This is a genomic window from Niallia taxi (genome assembly GCF_004005475.1).
GTDB lineage: Bacteria > Bacillota > Bacilli > Bacillales > Cytobacillaceae > Niallia > Niallia taxi.
The window spans coordinates 768009-787974 of sequence record NZ_RZTZ01000001.1 but is presented as its reverse complement, the minus strand read 5'-3'; the positions used below and the strand labels follow the sequence as shown (position 1 = coordinate 787974).

Here is a 19966-nt window from a genome sequence, read left to right as displayed (position 1 = left end):
CCTATTCTGCTGGAAGGTTGGCCTATGACAAATTCATCTTCATACATTTTAGGATGAAGGCTGTGAGTGAGGTTTGAATACTATTGTCTGAAAGTTTATAATTAAATAAATATTAAACTATATATCTAGGATAAGGATGGGATTTCATGAAATTTGCGACAGCTTTACATAATGCTAAACAAGTAATTGCCGTATTAAATGAGGAGAATAACAGCATTCTGCCACTCAATGATGCAGAGGAAAAGAAATCTGGAAGACGGCCATTTCCAGATGACATGATTCAATGTATTGAAATGGGCAGTGATTTTATTGAAGGCGCAAAGGAGGTAGCTATATGGGCAAAGGAAAATAGCGACTGCTTTGTTAATCTGGAGGAGGTACAGCTTATTGCCCCAATTCCAAAGCCGAAAAAAAATATTTTTTGTGTGGGGAAAAATTATGAAGAGCATGCAATAGAGATGGGCAGTAAAGATGATATACCAGAGCATGTCATGGTGTTTACGAAAGCACCGACAACTGTAATCGGACCAAAGGAAACAATACCTTTACATAGTGATGTAACAGAGCAGCTCGATTATGAGGGAGAGCTTTGCGTTGTTATCGGCAAAAAGGGCAAAGCAATTCCGCAGGACAAGGCATTAGAGTATGTGTTTGGCTATACCATTCTGAATGATATTACCGCAAGGGATTTGCAATCAAGACATAAGCAGTTTTTTATCGGGAAAAGCTTGGACGGAAGTGGACCGCTTGGACCAGTGATTGTCGAGAAATCGGCTATTCCTGATCCAAACAATTTGGACATCTCGACTAAAGTAAATGGGGAAGTTAGGCAAAGCTCCAATACAAAGCATTTTATTTTTCCTATTGAAGAAGTAATTAGCGTCTTATCGGCAGGTATGACACTTGAACCTGGGGATTTAATTGCGACAGGAACACCTGCTGGAGTAGGCAAGGGCTATAAGCCGGCAAGATTTTTGCGTGATGGTGATGTAATAGAAATAGAAGTGGAGGGAATTGGAGTGTTGCATAACACTGTTGGAAAAGATTAACGAAAACTCTACTATAAATGGAAAGAAACGTGCATCCTATTTAATAAGGAGGTGGGCAGATGTTTGGCCAAATCCACTTCATTTCATGGATGCTCACATTAGTTCTTTTTATTGCTGTTTTACTTTTAGGAAAAACGGGACAAGTAACATCAAAGAAAATAATACATATGATGACAAGGCTATTGTATCTGTTCATTATTTTTTCTGGCGTAATAATGCTATTGCGTGTAGAGACATTTACTGCCATGTATATGCTGAAGGCGCTTGTTGGAATTTGGGTTATCAGCATGATTGAAATGATATTAGTCAGGATCGAAAAGGGGAGAAGAGTAAGAATCCTCTGGGGGCAGTTAGCAATTGCTCTTGTGCTCGTCATGTATATTGGGTATGCTGCATTATGATTGGGAGGCTCTGCTTTGAAAAAAGCAGAGTCTTCTTCTGTTGTTTTAGTATTGACCACCAAAAGAAATATCTGGTAAATTAGCAATAGATTAATGGAATGGGAGAGAGACCCCATGCAATCATATTATATAAAGCTAGCTTTATTATTCTCCATGTGGTCAGGGGCACTTATAGCCGCATATAAGGACAGCAGTGTTTTTTTTATTTACTTGTTTACCTGCACACTTATGCTTATTTTATATTTTCTTCTGCCCATAATTAGCCAAAAGGTCTATATTTATATCCTTCTTCTTGGCCTGACGCAAGGCTTAATTTTTTTATGGGAGGAAACAATTCCTTTCTATCTTTACATCCTGTCTTTTTTCTATTTGCTAGAAATGATGCAGGATGTAAAGGGGAGAGCGAGTACAGTAGCTTTGATTGTGCTGAATGGCTTAAATATTTTATCAGCCTTTGTGCTTTTTGGGCTGCCAATTCTGCTTGTTATTGTTATAAATGTCTTTTTAGGATTAGTGATCTATCGACTTAGTGAGGTAAATAAAGAATATAAGCATATTAGAGAGACATATGATTCCTTGCTGAATGACTATAGGGTGCAAAAGCGGAGAGCATTTCATAACGAAAAGACGGCGAGAGCGGAAGAAAGAAGCATGATAGCAAGGGAGATGCATGATGCTGTAGGACATAAGCTAACGGCCCTTATCATGCAGGTCGAGCTGCTTCGGCCAGAGCTTCAGAACGGCTCCTATCCAATTATTAAAGAACTTGCTGCAGAATGTTTGGAGGAAACAAGAAGAGCTGTCCGTCTACTTCAGGCAGAAGACCTACAAGGGATGTCTGCACTTGTTCATCTAATTAAAAAGCTTGAAAGTGAAAATACCATTCATGTTCATTTTACAGCTAGACAAGGTGTTCTGCGCCTTCAGCTCAGTAACAGGAAAAACGCAGTCCTTTACCGGACAATCCAGGAAGGGCTGACGAATGCAATGAAATATGGAAGCAATCGAGAGGTTTTCTTAAATATTGGTGTATCTCCAATCGGGTATCTTACCTTTGAAATAAAAAATACTTACCATCATAAGCATCCGGTACATAAAGGATTCGGTCTTGAAAATATGGCGAAAAGACTTGAGGAAGAAGGCGGAAAGCTGTCAATCCTGCAGCATGACAAGCAGTTTATTTTGACAGGAAGCTTACCTGCAGAGGAGCTGAGCAAATGATCAATGTGTTGATTGCAGAAGATCAGGCAATTGTCAGAAATGGCTTGAAAATGATAATTGAACAAGATAAGGAAATAAAGGTAGTAGCAGAAGCAGCGGACGGCAAGGTAGTGCTAGAGCTTGTCAAATCGCATCACGTAGACCTTATTTTGATGGATGTCCGCATGCCTGTTATGGATGGACTTGAAGCAACAAAACGAATAAGGGCAGAGTACCCTTCTATTAAAATATTAATTTTGACTACATTTAATGATGAAGAGTATGCCATTAAAGCATTCCGAGAAGGTGCAAATGGATTTTTGCTGAAAAGTGCTGATGGCGTGTCTCTTATTAACAGCATTAAAAGCTGTCTTGCTGGGGGCATGAGCATACATGATGATGTTGCCGCAAAGGTCATGCCAAAGCTGCTGAAGGAAAACAAGCCTGTAAAGCAAACAGACCTAATCGATATCCTGACTGACAGAGAAATCGAAATTGTTCAGCACGTTGGACTTGGCAAAACGAATAAAGAGATAGCAGGCGAGCTGTTTTTATCTGTCGGAACAGTCAAGAATCAGCTTACACAAATCCTCCAAAAGCTTGATTTGCGAGATCGAACACAATTGGCCATCTTTGCAGTAAAGAATGACCTTATATAACTGGTTTTGGTCTATCCACCTTAAAAATGTTATGATGATTTAGTGTGTTTACATAAAAGATGAAATGAGGGTTTTACATGTACAGAAAATCAGAAGATTTTATTGCAGACTGGAATGCGTCTGCACATGGAACATTGCAAGTTTTAGAAGCACTTACAGATGAGAAACTTGGTCAGGCAATTGTTGAAGGCCACAGCACACTTGGCTGGTTAGGATGGCATTTATCTACAAGTCCTGCCTTTTTTGCTGGCGTTGCAGGTATTCAGGTAAAACCTGCTACAGATAAAACAGCAGAAACTATCACTGCAGCTGAAATTGTCCAAGCATACAAAACAATTGCTGCAGATATTGCTGAAGCTGCGAAATCCTTAACAGATGAAGTGCTGCTTGAAACAGTCGACACGTTCGGTAGACCAATGACAAAAGGATCTGTACTTGGAACACTAATTCAGCATCAAGTCCATCATAGAGGACAAATGACAGTTCTTTTGCGCCAGGCTGGCTTACCAGTGCCAGGTGTACTTGGACCAACAAAGGAAATGCAAACACAAGGCTGATTTAAATATTAATGGTAAAAACGTCTCTTTAGGTGGAGGCGTTTTTTTTGTGCTTAAGAAAAAGTGACTTAAGTCACTCAATAACTACCGCAATTAATGACCTTTAGGTATAGGAAAAAACTTGTAAAGATATTATGCTGTCATTAGAAAGGATGATGACGATGCTAGAAGTAATTGATTTATCCAAACAGTTTAAACAAACAAAGGTAGTCAATGCGGTCAATCTTTATTTAGAAAAGGGAGAGACGGTTGGTCTGCTTGGTCCGAATGGCGCAGGTAAATCAACGACTATTTCCATGATATCCTCCCTGCTAAAGCCAAGCAGCGGCGATGTTAGGCTGCATAATGAAAGCATTTTGAGAACACCTGAGAAGCTGCGTAAAATACTTGGCGTAGTTCCGCAAGAAATAGCCCTTTATATGGAGCTTACAGCAAGAGAGAATTTAGTTTTTTTCGGAAAGATGCACCGGATTCCCACTAAATTATTACAAACGAGAGTCGATGAAGTGTTGGATATTATTGGTTTAAAGGATAGACAGAAGGATCTTGTTAAGACATTTTCTGGAGGGATGAAAAGACGATTGAATATAGGTGTTGCCCTTATTCACTCACCTGAAATTATCATTATGGATGAGCCGACAGTCGGTATTGACCCACAATCAAGAAATCATATATTAGAGACAGTGAAACGGCTGAACGAGGAACAAGATATTACTGTTCTCTATACAAGCCACTATATGGAAGAAGTCGAGTTCTTATGTAAAAGAATCTATATCATGGATCATGGTGAAGTTATCGCTTCAGGCTCAAAAGAGGAAATAAAGAATATTCTTTCGACAGAGACAGCGATTAACATTCATATCGAAATGATAAATCATCCTTTTATTGAGAGATTAAGAGACTTACCGAATGTACAGCATCTTTCTATAAATCAAACAACGATCACGCTGATTATTCCAAGGGAAGTCCAGCTTCTGAAGGATATTTTCCGCCTTGCAGAGGAGCATCAGGTGAATGTGCTAGCAGTAAATATCGAAACACCAAGCCTAGAGGATGTATTTTTGCATCTGACAGGGCGAAAGCTTCGAGATTAGGAGGAGAGACAATGTTCTTTCATATGGTGAAAAAGGAAATTCTCATGATATGGAGAAGACCTCGAGAGCTGGTCGTCCTCCTGCTGATGCCTTTTATATTAATAACGATACTAGGAAGTGCGCTTGGAGCTATTATGGATGGCGGGGAGGATTCTAGCAGCTTGCAGGCAAAACTGTTAGTGCTGCTAAAGGATGATTCTGTGAAAGCCCAGCAAGAAAAAATATCAGAAATAAATAGTTCTTCGTTAAGTCTTGAAGAAAAACAGCTGAAAATTGCGACTGTTTCTTCCATAGATCCTGTTGCTGCTTTTATAAATGAATTGCAAGAAAATAAAGAACTAAAAAAGATTGTGACAGTCACTATCACAGATAAAGAAGCAAAAAAGGGTGAATACAGCGGAATATTAACGATTCCATCAGGCTTTACAGAGCAATTTTATTATAAATTGCTTGATGGCAAAGAGATGACAGCAGCATGGAGCTTTAAAGAGGAGGACAGCACGTCACTTTCGGCAACTGTTTTAAAAGACATTTTAGAAAGCTACCAGCAGGAGCTGTCTTATGCAAAAACGGCTGCAGACTTAAATGTTGATTTTACACAGGAATCACAGGGAAATAAACCGATTTTCGGGAGCATGGAAAGTATCACAAAGAAAAAAGAGGTTGATGCCTTTGCCTATTATGCAATAGGCATGTGTGCGATGTTTGTGTTTTATGTAGCTTCAACTGTTGCAGGCTTTGCCTTTCAACAAAAAGAGGATTATATGTACCAGCGTATTCTGTTGGCAAATGTGTCTCCATATACATTTTTCCTTGGCATATTTGTATCTGCCTTTATTCTATCCTTTATCCAATTACATTTATTATTTGGGTTGTCTGCTGTTATATATGGAGTTGTGTTCTCAAGCTTTATCCAATATTTTTTAGTAACAATCCTGTTAAATATTTTGGCAGCAAGCTTTGCAGTGTTTGCGGCAGCTGTAGCTTTTCGAACAGATTCAAGAAGTGTGCCAACACTGTTTACTAATTTATTGATTCCAATCTTAGCCTTTATTGGCGGCAGCTATTTTGATCTCAGTGCAATTGGAGGATTTATGGAAAAGCTTGGCGAGTATTCACCAGTTGGTGCTACAATCACTGCCTATATTAAGGTTTACCAAGGCTACAATATTTTAGAAATAACAGGACAGATTGAAGCGATACTCCTCTTTAGCGGTGCCTTGCTGCTGGGTGCATTTGCGTTATTAATGAGGAAAAGAGGTGCGATTGTATGAACGGCATACTTTGGGGGAAATTCAGAAGGTTTGTGCGTAAGCCGGGGGCGTTTTTGATAACAACTATAATTTGTGCAGTCTTTGCTTTTTTACTTGGATCCAGTTCCTTCACAAAGGTGGAAATACCAGTCTTTGCAAAGAACACTAGCAATGCAGAGGCAATCGTGCAGGAGCTAAATAAAAGTGACAGCTTTCAGTTTAACCTAATAGCAGAAAAAGCAGTGCTGCAGCAAATTGAAGATGGAAAATCAGATCTTGGTGCAGCCCTTGCAAATGATTCTTATACTATTTATCGTGCGGCAGATACAGAGACCACTCTCGCAGTAAATCGCTATTTAGAAAAATATTATCAAAACCGGTTTGAAAAACAACAAATTATCAACAATGCACAGGATAAAAAGGAAGCAGAGACAAAGGTGGAGGCAATGGAGAAAGAACCACTGCTGCCGATAACATTCGCTAAATCGCAGCAACAAAGCAGCTATGACCAATCTCTGCAGGCATTGTTTGGTTTCACCTTATTCTTTAGCATATATACGGTGGCAAATACTGTCGTAGAAATTCTCCGGGATAAACAAAATGGCATCTGGGACCGCTTTATCCTGTCATCAACAAGCAAGACACAGCTTTATCTTGGGCACCTTTTCTTTAGCTTTTTCTTAGGATATATGCAGATTATGCTTATTTTCCTTATTTTCAGATTCGGTACAGGGGTGGACTTCCATGGCAATTTTGCAGTAGTGTTCGGAGTTGTTATTCCTTATTTGTATGCAATTGTGGCACTTACAATTTTATTAACAGGGCTTGTCAAAACAGTAAGCCAATTCAATGCATTTATTCCTTTAGTTGCAGTTAGTTTTGCGATGCTCGGCGGAGCATACTGGCCGATGGAAATTGTTAAATCAGACTTTTTGCTTCTACTCGCAAAATTTGTTCCTGTGACATATGGAATGGAGCTGTTAAAGCGGGGGATTATTGAAGGAGCCGCACCAATGGAGCTGTTGTTTCCTGTTGGCATTTTAATGCTGATGGGGACAGTGATGCTTGGTGTTGGCATACGACTTATTGAACGAAGGCATGTATAGAATTGATTTCCCTTCCTTTTTTAGGAAGGGATTTTTTTGTATTAGTAATACCTGCTCCTAAAGGAAGGAAATAACAATGATTTGGTGAATTATTATAGATTTAGGAAAGGAGGAATGAGTGCCATGGTGAAAAAAACAGTTGGGATACTCTTATTTAATGAGGTAGAAGTCCTTGATTTCGCAGGCCCTTACGAAGTACTTTCCTTAGCGGCACCACCTGAAGAGCGTGATAATCATTTCTTCCATGTCGTGACTGTTTCAGAGACAGGAAAGCAGATACGTGCAAGAAATGGATTAACCGTTAAGCCAGACTATAGCTTTGTGGATTATCCTTACTTGGATATTGTCATCGTGCCAGGCGGATATGGAGCGGAAACAACAGAATTAACCAATCAGAATGTAATTACATGGATAAAAGAGCAAGCTGCACACACTGAACTAATAGCATCTGTCTGCACAGGTGCATTGCTGCTGGCAAAGGCAAGGCTTACTTGACAGCAAAGCTGCAACAACACATTGGATGGATGTCGATAGGCTGGAGGCGGAGTTTCCGCTTGTGTCAGTAAAACGTGGAGTAAAATTCGTTGATGAAGGCAGAATTATCACCTCTGCTGGAATATCTGCGGGCATTGACATGTCCTTTCATATTCTGACAAGGCTGTATGGCGTAAATGCTGCTGCTGACACGGCTAAAAGCATGGAGTATGAAATTAAACTTGAGGACTAATGTTTGGAAAGAAGCTAAATAGGAAGTGAAGAAATGATCAACGAAATTCAAGCAAAGGGAAATGATAATAGATGGTGGCAGCCAAATTGTGAAAAATGTTTTGGCTTATGCTGTGTTGCGTTGCCGTTTGGTAAATCATCCGAATTCGCTGAAGATAAGGAGGGCGGGAAGCCGTGTAAGAATTTGCGGGGGGATTATCGCTGTGGCATACATGACAAGCTTCGCACAAACGGCTTTAAGGGCTGTACAGTGTTCGAATGCTTTGGAGCAGGCCAAAAGGTGTCACAGTTCACCTTTAAAGGAGTAAGCTGGCAGGATAATGAAGCAGTGGCTAAGGATATGTTTAAGGTTTTCCCTATCATGCAGCAGCTGCACGAGATGCTCTATTATTTAGAGGAAGCACTGCAGCTACATGCTGCAAAAGAGATAAGACAAGAACTAGAGGCGGTATTTCAAAAGACTAGCAGATTAACTGAATTAGAACCTCAGGAATTAATGGACTTAAATATTCCTGAAACAAGGGTAATTGTCAATGCGCTGCTTGTGAAGGCAAGTGAGCTGTTGCGACAGAAAATCATAACTGAAAAAAGCGAGCGTTCAAAAGAAAGGAAGAAGAAAAAAGGCAGTGACTTAATCGGGGCAAATTTGCGCAATCAGGACTTAAGAGGAGAAAGCTTCAGGGGTGCATGGCTGATTGCAGCAGATTTAAGAAAGGCAGATTTGCGATACGTTGATTTTATCGGAGCAGATTTAAGGGATGCAGATATAAGGGGAGCAGATTTAAGAAACAGCATATTTTTGACTCAAGTCCAGTTGAATGCTGCTAAAGGTGATAAAGATACTAAAATACCATCAGCATTAATTCAACCAGCACATTGGACATACTGATTTCAAGGGATGGTAATATATTCTAATGGTAATTTAATAGTTTTAACAGGATTACTTTGGGAATATATACACTAACACTGAAAAAGGAGTGAGTCATAATGGAAAACAAATTAGAATCAAAAGTAAATGATAAGCTTCAAAACATGGATAGTGAAAAGAAGGAAGAAATTTTATCAAGCTTTGACGGATTTAAACAATATCTGGCAGACAAGGTAGAAAAAGCAGACAAACTAGGATTAGATCAAGAGCAAATTGCGAAAGCTGCACAAAAAGTCGGAGATTTTCTGGCTGCGAAAGAAGAGCCGCGCAACAGAGAGGAAAAACTGCTGCAGGAGCTTTGGAAAGCAGGAAACGAAGAGGAACAGCACAAGCTCGCTCATATGCTAGTTAAACTGGTCAGCTAATGAAAGAAACCGCCTAAAAAGGCGGTTTCTTTCATTATTATAAATAATATAGTTTGAAATTAATATCTTGATCATGATTGCCGAATTTTTTTCCGAATATAGTGGCGCCACCGACATGCTCGGCGTCTTCTTTTACCTCAATTCGAAGTGTCCATCTGTCTGTATTAGTATCAAGATCATCTACTGTGATTTGAGACATTGGATCACCATCAATATAGGTGCCATGATTCGTTATTCGAATCGTTTTAAGCAGGCCGTACTGATTGATGTTATGCGGCCACCAATCAGGTGTGAATTTACCTCTCGTATCAGCAAAATCCCCAGGGCTTCTCCAAGTTCCCAACTCAATTCCGTTTAAAGAAAAGGTAATATCTGATGGCCATACATCATTGGCAAAAGGAAACTCTGAACAAATTTCCAAGCTTATTTCAAATTGCTGTAATTTCTCATCTTTTTTCAGGAAGTTGGCAATATTATATTGTACAAATCCTTGTGTAAACCAAAGAATTTCAGCATCCATTCTTTTTGGATCCATAAAATAGCGGGGCTCGTCAACTCTGCCGATAAACTCCTTATCTGTTGCTAGTCCACAGGTCGGCTTTAAATCATAATCGGTATAATGTCCAATTGGTACCGCAGTTTCATATGCAGCAAATGAGTGAAATATCTTTTTCGGAAAATTTATCTCAATATGGTCAACCTTAAGTATTGATATTTTTTGTAATCCTGATTTTCCTGGTACTCTTTCTGTCTTAATCAAGCCTGCATCTTCAAGTTTTTTTATATGCTTTGTTACAATAGCACTGCTGATTTCCAATTCTTCGGCAATTTCTTTTATATTCATTTTATTTTTGCTGAGGAGCTGAATAATTTTAATGCGAACTTCACTGGCAAGTGCTTCATAAACAACTAATGAGGAATTGTCGATTCCTAGTTGCATGGAAATCCCTTCTTTCAATACAAATGGTTAAATTAAATATGTATTATCTTTATAAAAATAACATAAAGATTAATTACTGTAAATATATTGAGATTTATATTTAAATAATAAACAGTTTTGTTAACTTAGTAACATTTGAATCTTATTAAATTTACTTTTTTATTTATTTTTATGAAGTGAAAAACAGTGACTTTCTAAAAAAAGAGGAAATAATAGGGAAAAGGGCAAATGAATCAGCATGTTACTTATGTAAGTTTTGAACACACGCTTCTATTGGGACTAACAAGCATGAAGGAGGACGAAATGAAGATAAGAAAGGCAATCATAGAAGATGCGAGCGGGATATCTAGAGTGCACGTAGACGCTTGGAGAACGACATATAAAAATCTTATTCCTGATTCCTTTTTGGACCAATTATCTTACGAGGAAAGGGAGCAAATGTGGAAGGTAAATATACCGAATGGCAATGTGTATGTTGCAGAAAATACAACCGGCAAAATTGTTGGCTTTGCTTGTGGAGGGAAGGAAAGAAGTGGTAAGTTTGCAGGGTATGATGGCGAATTATATGCTATCTACATACTTGAGAAATATCAGGGACAAGGTATCGGAAGGAAACTGACAGAAGCAGTAAAGCATCGTTTACGTGATATTGGACTGACGAGTATGGTTATTTTAGTACTGGAAGGTAATAAAGCATACCAGTTTTATGAAGCACTTGGAGGTAAGAGGATCGGCATAATGGAAGATACAATTGCCGATAAAATGGTAAATGAGCTTGTTTATGGCTGGGCAGAAATATAATGGATTGATTAAAGGTTTAGCTAGTTACCTCATTGCAAAAGAGGCTGGGACAAAACAAAAGATAACCTTTCTAAACACGAATAATAAAATTACATCTAAATTTGAAAATGAAGCATGTGACTAAATAGAATATGGTGTTAAAATTAGTTCGTTTCATTGCGCGCTCGTCCTCGCGCTTTCCGCGGGGAAAGCTTGAGCCTCCTCGTCTTCGCCTGCGGGGTCTAAAGCGTCCTCTATTTCCCGCAGGAGTCGAGTGACCTCCGCTCCATTCCACTAAGTTTTCTAATCAATGTATTAAAACTTAAAAACACAAAAAAGCCGAACTATTTAATCACTGGTTGATTAAGCAGTTCGGTTTTTATGCAGATTCACTTACTTATGTCCCAGCCTCTTTTTTTAATTAAGAGGAAAGCTTTTCAATAATCATTCTTTTACCCGTGTTTAACGTAAATTCAAATCTGTCCGTGATTTTTTCATTATAATAAAAGTGGTGATTAACACTGCATAATCCTTCCTGATTGTCAAAGATCATCATATTCACACCATTTTTTCTTTTATCATCTCTTAAGAAGGTTAATTGGTTATAACAGTATATACAGTCATAAATTGAAAAATTCATGGAATTCAGGGTGGTGATAAACTGATAAAAGCTATCATCACTGATTTCGTCCAGCAGCCGTTCCAATGAGAATACAAGATGCTTTCTAATCCTGATTTTATCTTCATTGCACATCCCATAAACGGAGCCAGAGCTGTTTATTCTGCCTTCATCTAAAAGGATTCCCTTTCTCCATTTGTTAAAGCAGAATAATTCCACTTCTTGATGAATATATTCATCTAGCATGGTTGCTTCTTCTGTTTCATCGTCGAAAAAAATCCACTGGTCACTGATGTATTCGACAGTTCCTTGTGTAAAGGCGCGGGTTTGGTACTCAATAAGCTTTAATCTCTGCTGATTGTTCATTTCCTGTAAACCTCCCAATTACTTCCCATAATTTCTTTTTAGACATTTAAGTTCTAATTTATAACTCCATGCATTATTATTTTGTGATTTAGCTTTTTTAGATCAAAAACGATAGGGCATAAAAAAAACTGAATTATGCAGCAGGAATGTTTTAAAGATTTGTTTTATAAGGACAAATAACCATTTTTCTTATCATGCATACAATACTCCATACTGATTGCTATCTAATCACAATTCCACGAGAAAGGATGATCATCATGTGTGGAATCACAGGTTGGGTTGATTACAGAAAAGACCTGAGAAAAGAAGAAAAAACATTGTCTGTTATGGCAGAAACACTGGAAAAAAGAGGCCCAGATGACACGAATGTATGGAGCGCACTTCATGCAGGCTTTGGTCATAAACGGTTAATTGTGGTAGACCCACTTTGCGGAATCCAGCCAATGACAAAGCGTGCGCAGGAATTAGATTATACGATTTGTTATAATGGTGAGTTGTACAATACAGAGGACATACGAAAAGAATTACTAATAAAAGGATATTCATTTAACGGCCATTCTGATACAGAAGTTTTATTGGCTTCATATATGGAATGGGGAGAAGATTGCTTACAATACTTAAATGGTATTTATGCTTTTGCAGTTTGGGATGAAAAAAGAAATTCTCTGTTTGTAGCCAGAGACCGTCTTGGTGTTAAGCCGCTGTTTTATGCAGAGGTTGGCTCAAGCTTCTTATTTGCGTCAGAGATTAAGGCTATCCTTGCACATCCTCAAGTAAAGGCAGAATTAGACAGAGAGGGATTGGCAGAAGTATTTGCACTTGGGCCATCTCATACACCTGGAACAGGAATTTTTAGAGGCATTAAGGAATTAAGACCAGGGCATGCATTAAAATTCTCACATGATGGCTTAAAGATATGGCGTTATTGGAATGTAAAAAGCGAACAGCATGAAGATACGTTTGATGAAACAGTTGAAAAGGTACGATACCTATTCACGGACGCTGTCACTAGACAGCTCGTTTCAGATGTGCCGTTAAGCACCTTCCTGTCAGGAGGGGTGGATTCAAGTGCCATTACGGCGATTGCTGCAAAGGAATACGAAAAATCCGGCAAAGGACCACTTCACACGTATTCGATTGATTATGAAGGCAATGATCAGTTCTTTAAGGCAAATGAATTCCAGCCTAATTCTGATGGTGTTTATATTAAGAAAATGACTGACACCTTTGGAACGATTCATCATAACTGTATCATCACACAGGAAACGCTCGCCCAATATCTTCATGAGGCTGTTACGGTTCGTGATCTTCCGGGAATGGCAGATGTCGATTCTTCCTTGCTATGGTTCTGTCGTGAAATCAAAAAAGACTTTGTTGTAAGTCTGTCCGGTGAATGTGCTGATGAAATTTTCGGCGGATACCCATGGTTCAGAAGAGAAGCAGATCTTGCCAGAGGCGGATTTCCGTGGATGAGGTCCATTCAAGAAAGGCAAGGTCTTTTAAAGAAGGAATGGAGCAGCAAGCTGCAGCTTGAGGATTATATGTATGATAAATATAACCAGACAATTGCTGAAACACCGAAATTGGAAGGTGAAAGTGCTGAAGATGCAAAAAGGAGAGAGCTGTTTTATTTGAATCAGCTATGGTTTATGACAACTCTTTTAGAAAGAAAGGACCGGATGAGCATGGGTGCGAGCTTGGAGGTCCGGGTTCCATTTGCAGATCACAGGCTAGTAGAATATGTCTGGAACGTACCTTGGGAAATGAAAAATTATAAAAATAGGGAAAAGGGACTGCTACGAAAAGCACTTGAGGGAATTCTTCCAGATGAAGTGCTGTATCGTAAGAAAAGTCCATATCCAAAGACGCATAACCCTGTTTATACAAAAACAGTCACAGATATGCTGACAGGAATTCTGGCAGAGAAGGATTCAGCTTTATATGAATTCTTTGATTATAACCAACTAAAGGAAATCATCAATACAGGAGGAGCTGCTTTCAAGGAGCCTTGGTTCGGCCAGCTTATGACAGGTCCGCAGCTTCTTGCCCATTTAGCGCAAATTCATTATTGGTTTAAAGATTATAATATTAATATTGTCGACTAATAAATAAAGCGGGGGCAGATGCTTCCGCTTATTTTGTGATGATAGCTGCTTGCCATTGGAACGGCATTTAAGGAGCGCGTGTGTGCTTGCTGCGGACTCGTATTTGATATAAGGACCTTAATCTTATATGATTAGAAAAAAAAGGGATAAGAGGTCTATATGGAGCCATTAAAAAATATTTACGATTTGGCGTTTATTACGAAGCTGGAGGATGTGTTCACACAACATTATCCGGCATTTGATAAGGAAAGGTTTCGCACCAGTTTGCTTGAAACAGAGTGGGAGGAGTTAGCGTTAAAGGAAAGAATGCGTCAGATTACATTATCTCTTGCGCCTGTTCTGCCGCAGGATTATGGTCAAGCCATTACTATTTTAAGACAATGTGCACCAGCATTTACCGGACTTGGAGGAATAATATTCCCGGATTTTGTGGAGCAATACGGGCTGGAGGAATGGGAGCTTTCAATTGAGGCTCTTGCTTATTTCACACAATTCTCTACCTCAGAGTTTGCTGTCCGGCCGTTTCTAATCAAAGACCAGCCAAAAATGCTTGCTCAGATGGAAGTGTGGGCTAGTAGTGAAAATGAGCATATCCGCAGACTCGCAAGTGAAGGCTGTCGGCCGAGGCTGCCATGGGGCTTGTCAGTGCCTGCATTGAAAAAGGACCCTGCTCGTGTTCTTGTAATTTTAGAAAAGTTGAAGGAAGATGAATCATTATATGTGAGAAAAAGCGTCGCCAATAATCTTAATGATATTTCCAGGATTAATCCAGATTTGGCTGTGGAAATTGCCGAAAGCTGGTATGGAGAAAATCAGAAGACAAACTGGATTATCAAGCATGCTTGCAGATCACTGCTGAAAAAAGGAGATCCTCGTGTTTTGCAGATTTTCGGATTTGAGAATAATGACAATCTGACAGTTTCTAACTTTAGGATTACTCCTGAAAGGCTTTTAATAGAGGAGAGTATAGAATTCTCTTTCAGCTTAACATCAGAATTGGAAGTACCACATAAGGTGAGAGTAGAGTATGCGATAGATTATGTGAAAGCTAATGGCAAGCAAAGTCGAAAAGTATTTCATCTTTCCGAATTGGAATGGAAGGGTGTTAGGAAGAAGGTCTTTACAAAAAAACAATCCTTCAAGGATATGACAACAAGAAAGCACTACCCAGGTGTTCATCGAATAACCATTATTGTGAATGGAGCAGAAAAGGCAGCACTTGAGTTTGACCTTGTTCGCGCATAAAAAAACTGGAGTCTCTCTCCAGTTTTTTTATGCTTGGCTTTTCTATTAGACAATCTTTTCTTGTTGAATGGACTTTGGTTTTTGTTGCTGAAGCAGGAAGTAAAATACGCCTGCTAGTACTAAGACTCCACCGGCAATTTGCGAGCCTGTTAGTCTTTCATTCAAGAGAAGAACAGCAAGTATTGTTGCTCCAACTGGTTCTCCTAAAATACTCATAGAAATAGTTGTAGCATTCACATAGTTTAACAGCCAGTTATTGATAACATGACTAAGTGAAGGAACAATCGCAAGCAGCAGGAATATGCCCCATTCCTTTGGTGGGTAGCCTGTTAAAGCTTCACTTGTAATTAAATTGAAAATAGTCAACAGTATTGCAGCGAATAAAAAAACGCTGGATGTATATACCCAATGGGAAACTTTTTTTACAATGGACTGGCCAATCAGCAAATAGCCGACAACAGCTATTACGCTTAGAAAGGATAGAAGATCGCCAAGTAAGCTTGCTTTGCTTAACCCAATATCGCCCCAACCAATCATCATTGCTCCAATGATGGCAATTCCCATCGTCATAATGGCAGCTGAAGTCGTTCTCTCTTTATAAAGGAGAAATCCACCTAGCAATGAAACTAGCGGCTGAAGAGCCAAAATAATGGTCGAGCTTGCAACAGTTGTTAGCTTTAAGGAACCGAACCATAAAGCAAAATGTAGCGCTAGAAAGGCTCCGGAAAAAAGGAGTAACAGCCAGTCTTTTTTTGAAAGCTTCTTAAATTCCTTTCTGTTTATGTACACCATTGGAAGCATCAGTATTCCTGCAAGCCACATACGGTACATGCTTAATATCGTTGCTGGAGCATCTGACCATTTAACGAAAATAGCAGAAAAGGAGATTGCTATTATTGAAATTGCCAATGGGATGGCAATCGATTTAGATCCATTAGTCTGTTCCACAAAAGTCCTCCTTAGTGAGATTATAATAGTAAATGATAGTACTATTATAAGTGTTAAACAAGATATTTTTTCCAAGATAAAGAAGAAGCAGGATGAAAGGAGGAGCTTTCCTTAAATCCTGCTATACAGAAAAATGGAGGAGGATACTTTCGTATGCTCCTAGATTTACGGTTAAATCATGAGATTCAGCAGCATACTCCTGACAGGTCATAGGCATTGTTAACTTTTTTCCTTTCAGCGGGAAGGGAAGTGGGTAGCTCACATCATGATTGTTATTATTAATGACCGTCATCATTATTTCATTTTCTTCTCTGTGATAATAAGCAATACAATTCTCAAGTTCTTTCAGAAAATAGAAACTAGAGCTGCCTGAGAGCAAAGCAGTAGATTTCCGTATTTCGATTAGTTTTTTTATGTAATCCTTTAATTCTAGGTTTTGTTTTTCGCTGTCCCATTCCATGCACTTTCTGCAGCCAGGATCACTCCCGCCGTCAAGTCCGATTTCATCTCCATAATATATGCAGGGAGTCCCAGGAAAAGTAAATAAAAAGGTAAATAGCATTTTTATCTTTTCTAGCCTAAATCCAGTTTCCTGGAAGACTCTTGGTGTATCATGGCTGCCAATAATATTGAAGAGGACCTCATTCACATTGGCTGGATATGCTTGAATAATGGAAGTCATATCTTCTACGAAATCCTTCGCCTGAATCATGTCATAAGCAAAAAATTGCAGGGATTTCGAGAGAAAAGGATAATTCATAACAGAATCAAATTGCTCTCCCCGAAGCCATGGCATCGAGTCATGCCAAACCTCTCCTAATATAAAGCAATCTGGTTTTATTGCTTTAACACGAGAGCGAAACTCCCGCCAAAAGGCATGGTCAACCTCATTGGCAACATCGAGCCGCCAGCCGTCGATATCACATTCCCTAATCCAAAATTCAGCAACATTTAATAAATAATCTTTAACCGCTTTGTTCGCAGTATTTAGCTTTGGCATATCCTCATAGAAGCCGAATGTCTCATAATGGAAAGCAGAGCCTTCCTTCAAAGGAAATTGATGAACATGAAACCAGTCCTTATATGCAGATTGGTCTCCTTTTTCCAACACATCCTGAAAAGGAGGAAACAGATAGCCGCAATGGTTGAAAACAGCATCCAGCATCACACGAATACCCCTGTTATGGCATTCATGGACAAGTCGTTTTAATAGGCTGATGTCTCCGAAGTGGGGGTCAATTTGCAAATAGTCAATTGTATTATATTTATGATTGGAATTAGCGTAGAAGATTGGTGTTAAGTAAATGCCTGTAATTCCTAAATCTTGCAGATAATCTAAAGAGTTAATAATACCTTGCAAATCCCCGCCGAAATAGTTGGAAATGGCTGGTTCATCCTGCCCCCAGCCAGCAATTTCCTGCGGATTTCTGTCAGGATCGCCATTACGGAATCGTTCAGGAAATATTTGATACCAAATTGTTTCTTTCACCCAGCTTGGCGGTTTAAATAATTCTGTTTTATGGATATAAGGGAAACAAAAATAATACCCAGGGTCCTCAGGAATAAATGGAAAGAAGCCTTTTTCTGTAAAGGTAATTTGCTCATCTCCCTGTTTAATGATAAAGCCGTAGCGCAACCGTTTTTGTTTATCTTTAATGGAGGCTTGCCAATAATCATGCAGCTTGTCAGAGCCTGTTCTTTGCATGTCGAGAAAGAAAGTTTGCCATCTGTGTCCAGCAAAGTCATATTGGTCACCATATAGTAAAGTGATGGCCTGCACGTTTCCTTTTTTTGTCCGAATACGAATGTGGAAAATATCATCTTGATAAAGATAGCAATAATTATCTCCTGTCCGATGATAGATGGAGGCCAAATCAATCATTATCCTACTCTCCTTTTTCTTACAAGTTATTTGTCACCAGTGTAGCCAATTTGATGAAAACCTATAAGGAAAAGAAGACAAAAAAAACCAGGCATTTAAATCAATGCATGGTTTGATGTTTCATTATACAGCAGTGCTGCTAGAAGGAGAATTTAGGTCAATATCTTTGTTGTAAGTGTCCTTGTCTAGTTCACCTAATGCTTTACTTGCAACAACACCAGATACCATAGAACCGCTGACGTTCAAGGCAGTACGCCCCATGTCGATTAATGGTTCAACAGAGATTAATAATCCAGCTAGTGCAACAGGCATGTTAAGTGTGGACAGAACAATCAATGTAGCGAATGTTGCTCCACCACCAACACCTGCAACTCCAAATGAGCTAAGCATTACAACAAGGATCAAGGAAATAATAAAGCTTGGTGACAATGGATCAATCCCAATAGTTGGTGCGATCATAACAGCTACCATTGCAGGATAGATACCTGCACAGCCGTTTTGGCCGATTGACACACCGAATGAAGCAGAGAAGTTTGCGATTGCTTCAGAAACACCTAATTTAGATTTTTGTGCATCAATGTTCAATGGCAATGTTCCTGCACTAGTACGTGATGTAAATGCGAATGAAAGGACAGGAAGTACCTTCTTCACATATTTAGCTGGACTTAATTTCAGAGCAGCAAGAATGATTAAATGAACGATAAACATTGCAATAAGTGCCACATAAGAGGCGATAACAAACTTACCTAATTTTACGATGGCATCAAGGTTGCTGCCTGCCATTGTTTTTGCCATTAATGCAAGAATTCCATATGGAGTCAAGCGCAAGACTAATGTAACGATACGCATGATAACCGTGTAAACAGCATCAACGATTTTTTCGAAGAACGCCGCTTGCTCTGGATTTTTACGTTTAATACCAAGTAAGGCTACTCCAACAAATGCAGCAAAGATTACGACTGCGATAGTGGAAGTGGGGCGAGCTCCAGTTAAGTCTGAGAATGGATTTGCTGGCAGGAATTCAAGCACCTTTTGTGGAATTGTTGTGCTTTCCACAGTTGTTAAGGTTTCCTCAAGCTGCTGACCACGAAGCGCTTCTGCATCGCCAGACGTAATGTCGATGGCTTTTAAATCAAATCCGACTGCAGCAGCAATCCCGATTCCTGCAGAGATAGCAGTAGTTATTAATAATGTTCCGATAACTAAACCACTGATTTTTCCAATATTGCTTGCTTTTTTCAAGCGAGTGAAAGCAGAAATAATTGAAATAAAGACTAGCGGCATAACGATCATTTGCAGAAGCTTCACATATCCGCTTCCAATAAGGCTGAACCAGTCATTTGACTGAACAACCACTTCTGATGTTGGCTCATAAATTAATTGGAGAATAATTCCGAATAAAACACCAAGGCCTAGCCCTGTAAAAACACGTTTTGAGAAGGATACGTGTTTTTTTTGCATATAGTATAAAACACCAAGTAAAACTAATAAAACGACAATATTAACAACCGTTAAAAATATGTCCAAAGTAGTTTCCCCCTATTATATATGTATAATTTCATTAATCCCTATAGGTTAAATAGGAATTACAATTAGTACAATAACATGGTTATATGTAAAAGTAAATAATTATCGGAAAAAAGTTAGTTAATTTGTTTAAATGAGCAAAACAAAAAAAGCAGGGAGAGTTTCAATAAAAAAGCCGTCTGTCGAATGTTAATTCGATAGACGGCTTTTACTGAA

19 protein-coding genes and 1 pseudogene are annotated in these 19966 nt (G+C 39.0%); 15 read left to right on the top strand and 5 right to left on the bottom strand.

The genetic code is table 11. From position 1 onward, the window contains the following. Positions 1–146: 146 nt before the first annotated feature. From EM808_RS03805 to EM808_RS03755, 11 genes and pseudogenes are all read left to right on the top strand, one after another. A complete protein-coding gene (locus EM808_RS03805; RefSeq protein ID WP_127736062.1) occupies positions 147–1049 on the top strand; it encodes a fumarylacetoacetate hydrolase family protein in 903 nt (300 codons plus the stop codon). A gap of 59 nt (positions 1050–1108) precedes the next feature. Next, positions 1109–1450: a YisL family protein gene (locus tag EM808_RS03800; RefSeq protein WP_127736059.1), complete on the top strand. Its 342-nt coding sequence runs from the start codon at positions 1109–1111 to the stop codon at positions 1448–1450. 114 nt (positions 1451–1564) lie between these two features. After that, positions 1565–2671 (top strand): sensor histidine kinase, encoded by a 1107-nt coding sequence (locus EM808_RS03795; RefSeq protein ID WP_164849565.1) that lies wholly within the window; start codon positions 1565–1567, stop codon positions 2669–2671. Then, positions 2668–3309 carry a response regulator transcription factor gene (locus EM808_RS03790; protein WP_127736053.1) on the top strand — a complete coding sequence of 214 codons (642 nt, stop codon included), beginning with the start codon at positions 2668–2670 and terminating at the stop codon, positions 3307–3309. Before EM808_RS03795 ends, EM808_RS03790 begins: the two co-directional genes overlap by 4 nt. A 77-nt stretch (positions 3310–3386) precedes the next feature. Beyond that, complete coding sequence (locus tag EM808_RS03785; protein WP_127736050.1) at positions 3387–3866, top strand: DinB family protein; 480 nt, start codon at positions 3387–3389, stop codon at positions 3864–3866. A gap of 161 nt (positions 3867–4027) precedes the next feature. Next, positions 4028–4960, top strand: coding sequence for an ABC transporter ATP-binding protein (locus tag EM808_RS03780; protein ID WP_127736047.1), 933 nt, complete (start codon positions 4028–4030; stop codon positions 4958–4960). A gap of 11 nt (positions 4961–4971) precedes the next feature. After that, positions 4972–6234: an ABC transporter permease gene (locus EM808_RS03775; RefSeq protein WP_127736044.1), complete on the top strand. Its 1263-nt coding sequence runs from the start codon at positions 4972–4974 to the stop codon at positions 6232–6234. After that, positions 6231–7319 carry an ABC transporter permease gene (locus tag EM808_RS03770; RefSeq protein WP_127736041.1) on the top strand — a complete coding sequence of 363 codons (1089 nt, stop codon included), beginning with the start codon at positions 6231–6233 and terminating at the stop codon, positions 7317–7319. The genes EM808_RS03775 and EM808_RS03770 overlap by 4 nt, the downstream gene beginning before the upstream one ends. A 123-nt stretch (positions 7320–7442) precedes the next feature. After that, positions 7443–8046, top strand: a pseudogene (locus tag EM808_RS03765) (DJ-1/PfpI family protein). Positions 8047–8079: 33 nt separating this feature from the next. Continuing rightward, positions 8080–8934 (top strand): pentapeptide repeat-containing protein, encoded by an 855-nt coding sequence (locus tag EM808_RS03760; RefSeq protein WP_127736038.1) that lies wholly within the window; start codon positions 8080–8082, stop codon positions 8932–8934. Positions 8935–9032: 98 nt separating this feature from the next. After that, complete coding sequence (locus tag EM808_RS03755; protein ID WP_127736035.1) at positions 9033–9338, top strand: DUF3243 domain-containing protein; 306 nt, start codon at positions 9033–9035, stop codon at positions 9336–9338. A 37-nt stretch (positions 9339–9375) separates the two neighbouring features. Here EM808_RS03755 and EM808_RS03750 read toward each other — a convergent pair whose 3' ends face one another. Then, the gene (locus EM808_RS03750) at positions 9376–10278 is read right to left on the bottom strand and encodes an ArsR/SmtB family transcription factor (RefSeq protein WP_127736032.1); all 903 of its coding nucleotides are present in this window, start codon (positions 10276–10278) and stop codon (positions 9376–9378) included. 303 nt (positions 10279–10581) lie between these two features. Here EM808_RS03750 and EM808_RS03745 point away from each other — a divergent pair, with 303 nt between their 5' ends. After that, a complete protein-coding gene (locus EM808_RS03745; protein ID WP_127736029.1) occupies positions 10582–11079 on the top strand; it encodes a GNAT family N-acetyltransferase in 498 nt (165 codons plus the stop codon). Next, complete coding sequence (locus tag EM808_RS28465; RefSeq protein ID WP_164849537.1) at positions 11060–11203, top strand: hypothetical protein; 144 nt, start codon at positions 11060–11062, stop codon at positions 11201–11203. The genes EM808_RS03745 and EM808_RS28465 overlap by 20 nt, the downstream gene beginning before the upstream one ends. Positions 11204–11479: 276 nt before the next feature. On the opposite strand, the gene EM808_RS03740 is transcribed toward EM808_RS28465, so the two are convergent. Further along, a complete protein-coding gene (locus EM808_RS03740; RefSeq protein WP_127736026.1) occupies positions 11480–12043 on the bottom strand; it encodes a DUF2777 domain-containing protein in 564 nt (187 codons plus the stop codon). Positions 12044–12300: 257 nt separating this feature from the next. Here EM808_RS03740 and asnB point away from each other — a divergent pair, with 257 nt between their 5' ends. Beyond that, the gene (gene asnB / locus EM808_RS03735; RefSeq protein ID WP_127736023.1) at positions 12301–14148 is read left to right on the top strand and encodes an asparagine synthase (glutamine-hydrolyzing); all 1848 of its coding nucleotides are present in this window, start codon (positions 12301–12303) and stop codon (positions 14146–14148) included. Positions 14149–14307: 159 nt separating this feature from the next. Continuing rightward, positions 14308–15393: a DNA alkylation repair protein gene (locus EM808_RS03730; RefSeq protein WP_127736021.1), complete on the top strand. Its 1086-nt coding sequence runs from the start codon at positions 14308–14310 to the stop codon at positions 15391–15393. Between the two features lie 45 nt (positions 15394–15438). Here the strand turns inward: EM808_RS03730 and EM808_RS03725 are convergent, their stop codons facing one another. The 3 genes from EM808_RS03725 to EM808_RS03715 form a co-directional block, all read right to left on the bottom strand. Next, the gene (locus EM808_RS03725; protein WP_127736018.1) at positions 15439–16341 is read right to left on the bottom strand and encodes a DMT family transporter; all 903 of its coding nucleotides are present in this window, start codon (positions 16339–16341) and stop codon (positions 15439–15441) included. A gap of 121 nt (positions 16342–16462) precedes the next feature. Beyond that, positions 16463–18223 (bottom strand): glycoside hydrolase family 13 protein, encoded by a 1761-nt coding sequence (locus EM808_RS03720; RefSeq protein ID WP_235856552.1) that lies wholly within the window; start codon positions 18221–18223, stop codon positions 16463–16465. A gap of 123 nt (positions 18224–18346) precedes the next feature. Then, positions 18347–19750, bottom strand: coding sequence for an L-cystine transporter (locus tag EM808_RS03715; protein WP_235856551.1), 1404 nt, complete (start codon positions 19748–19750; stop codon positions 18347–18349). Between the last annotated feature and the right edge of the window lie 216 nt (positions 19751–19966).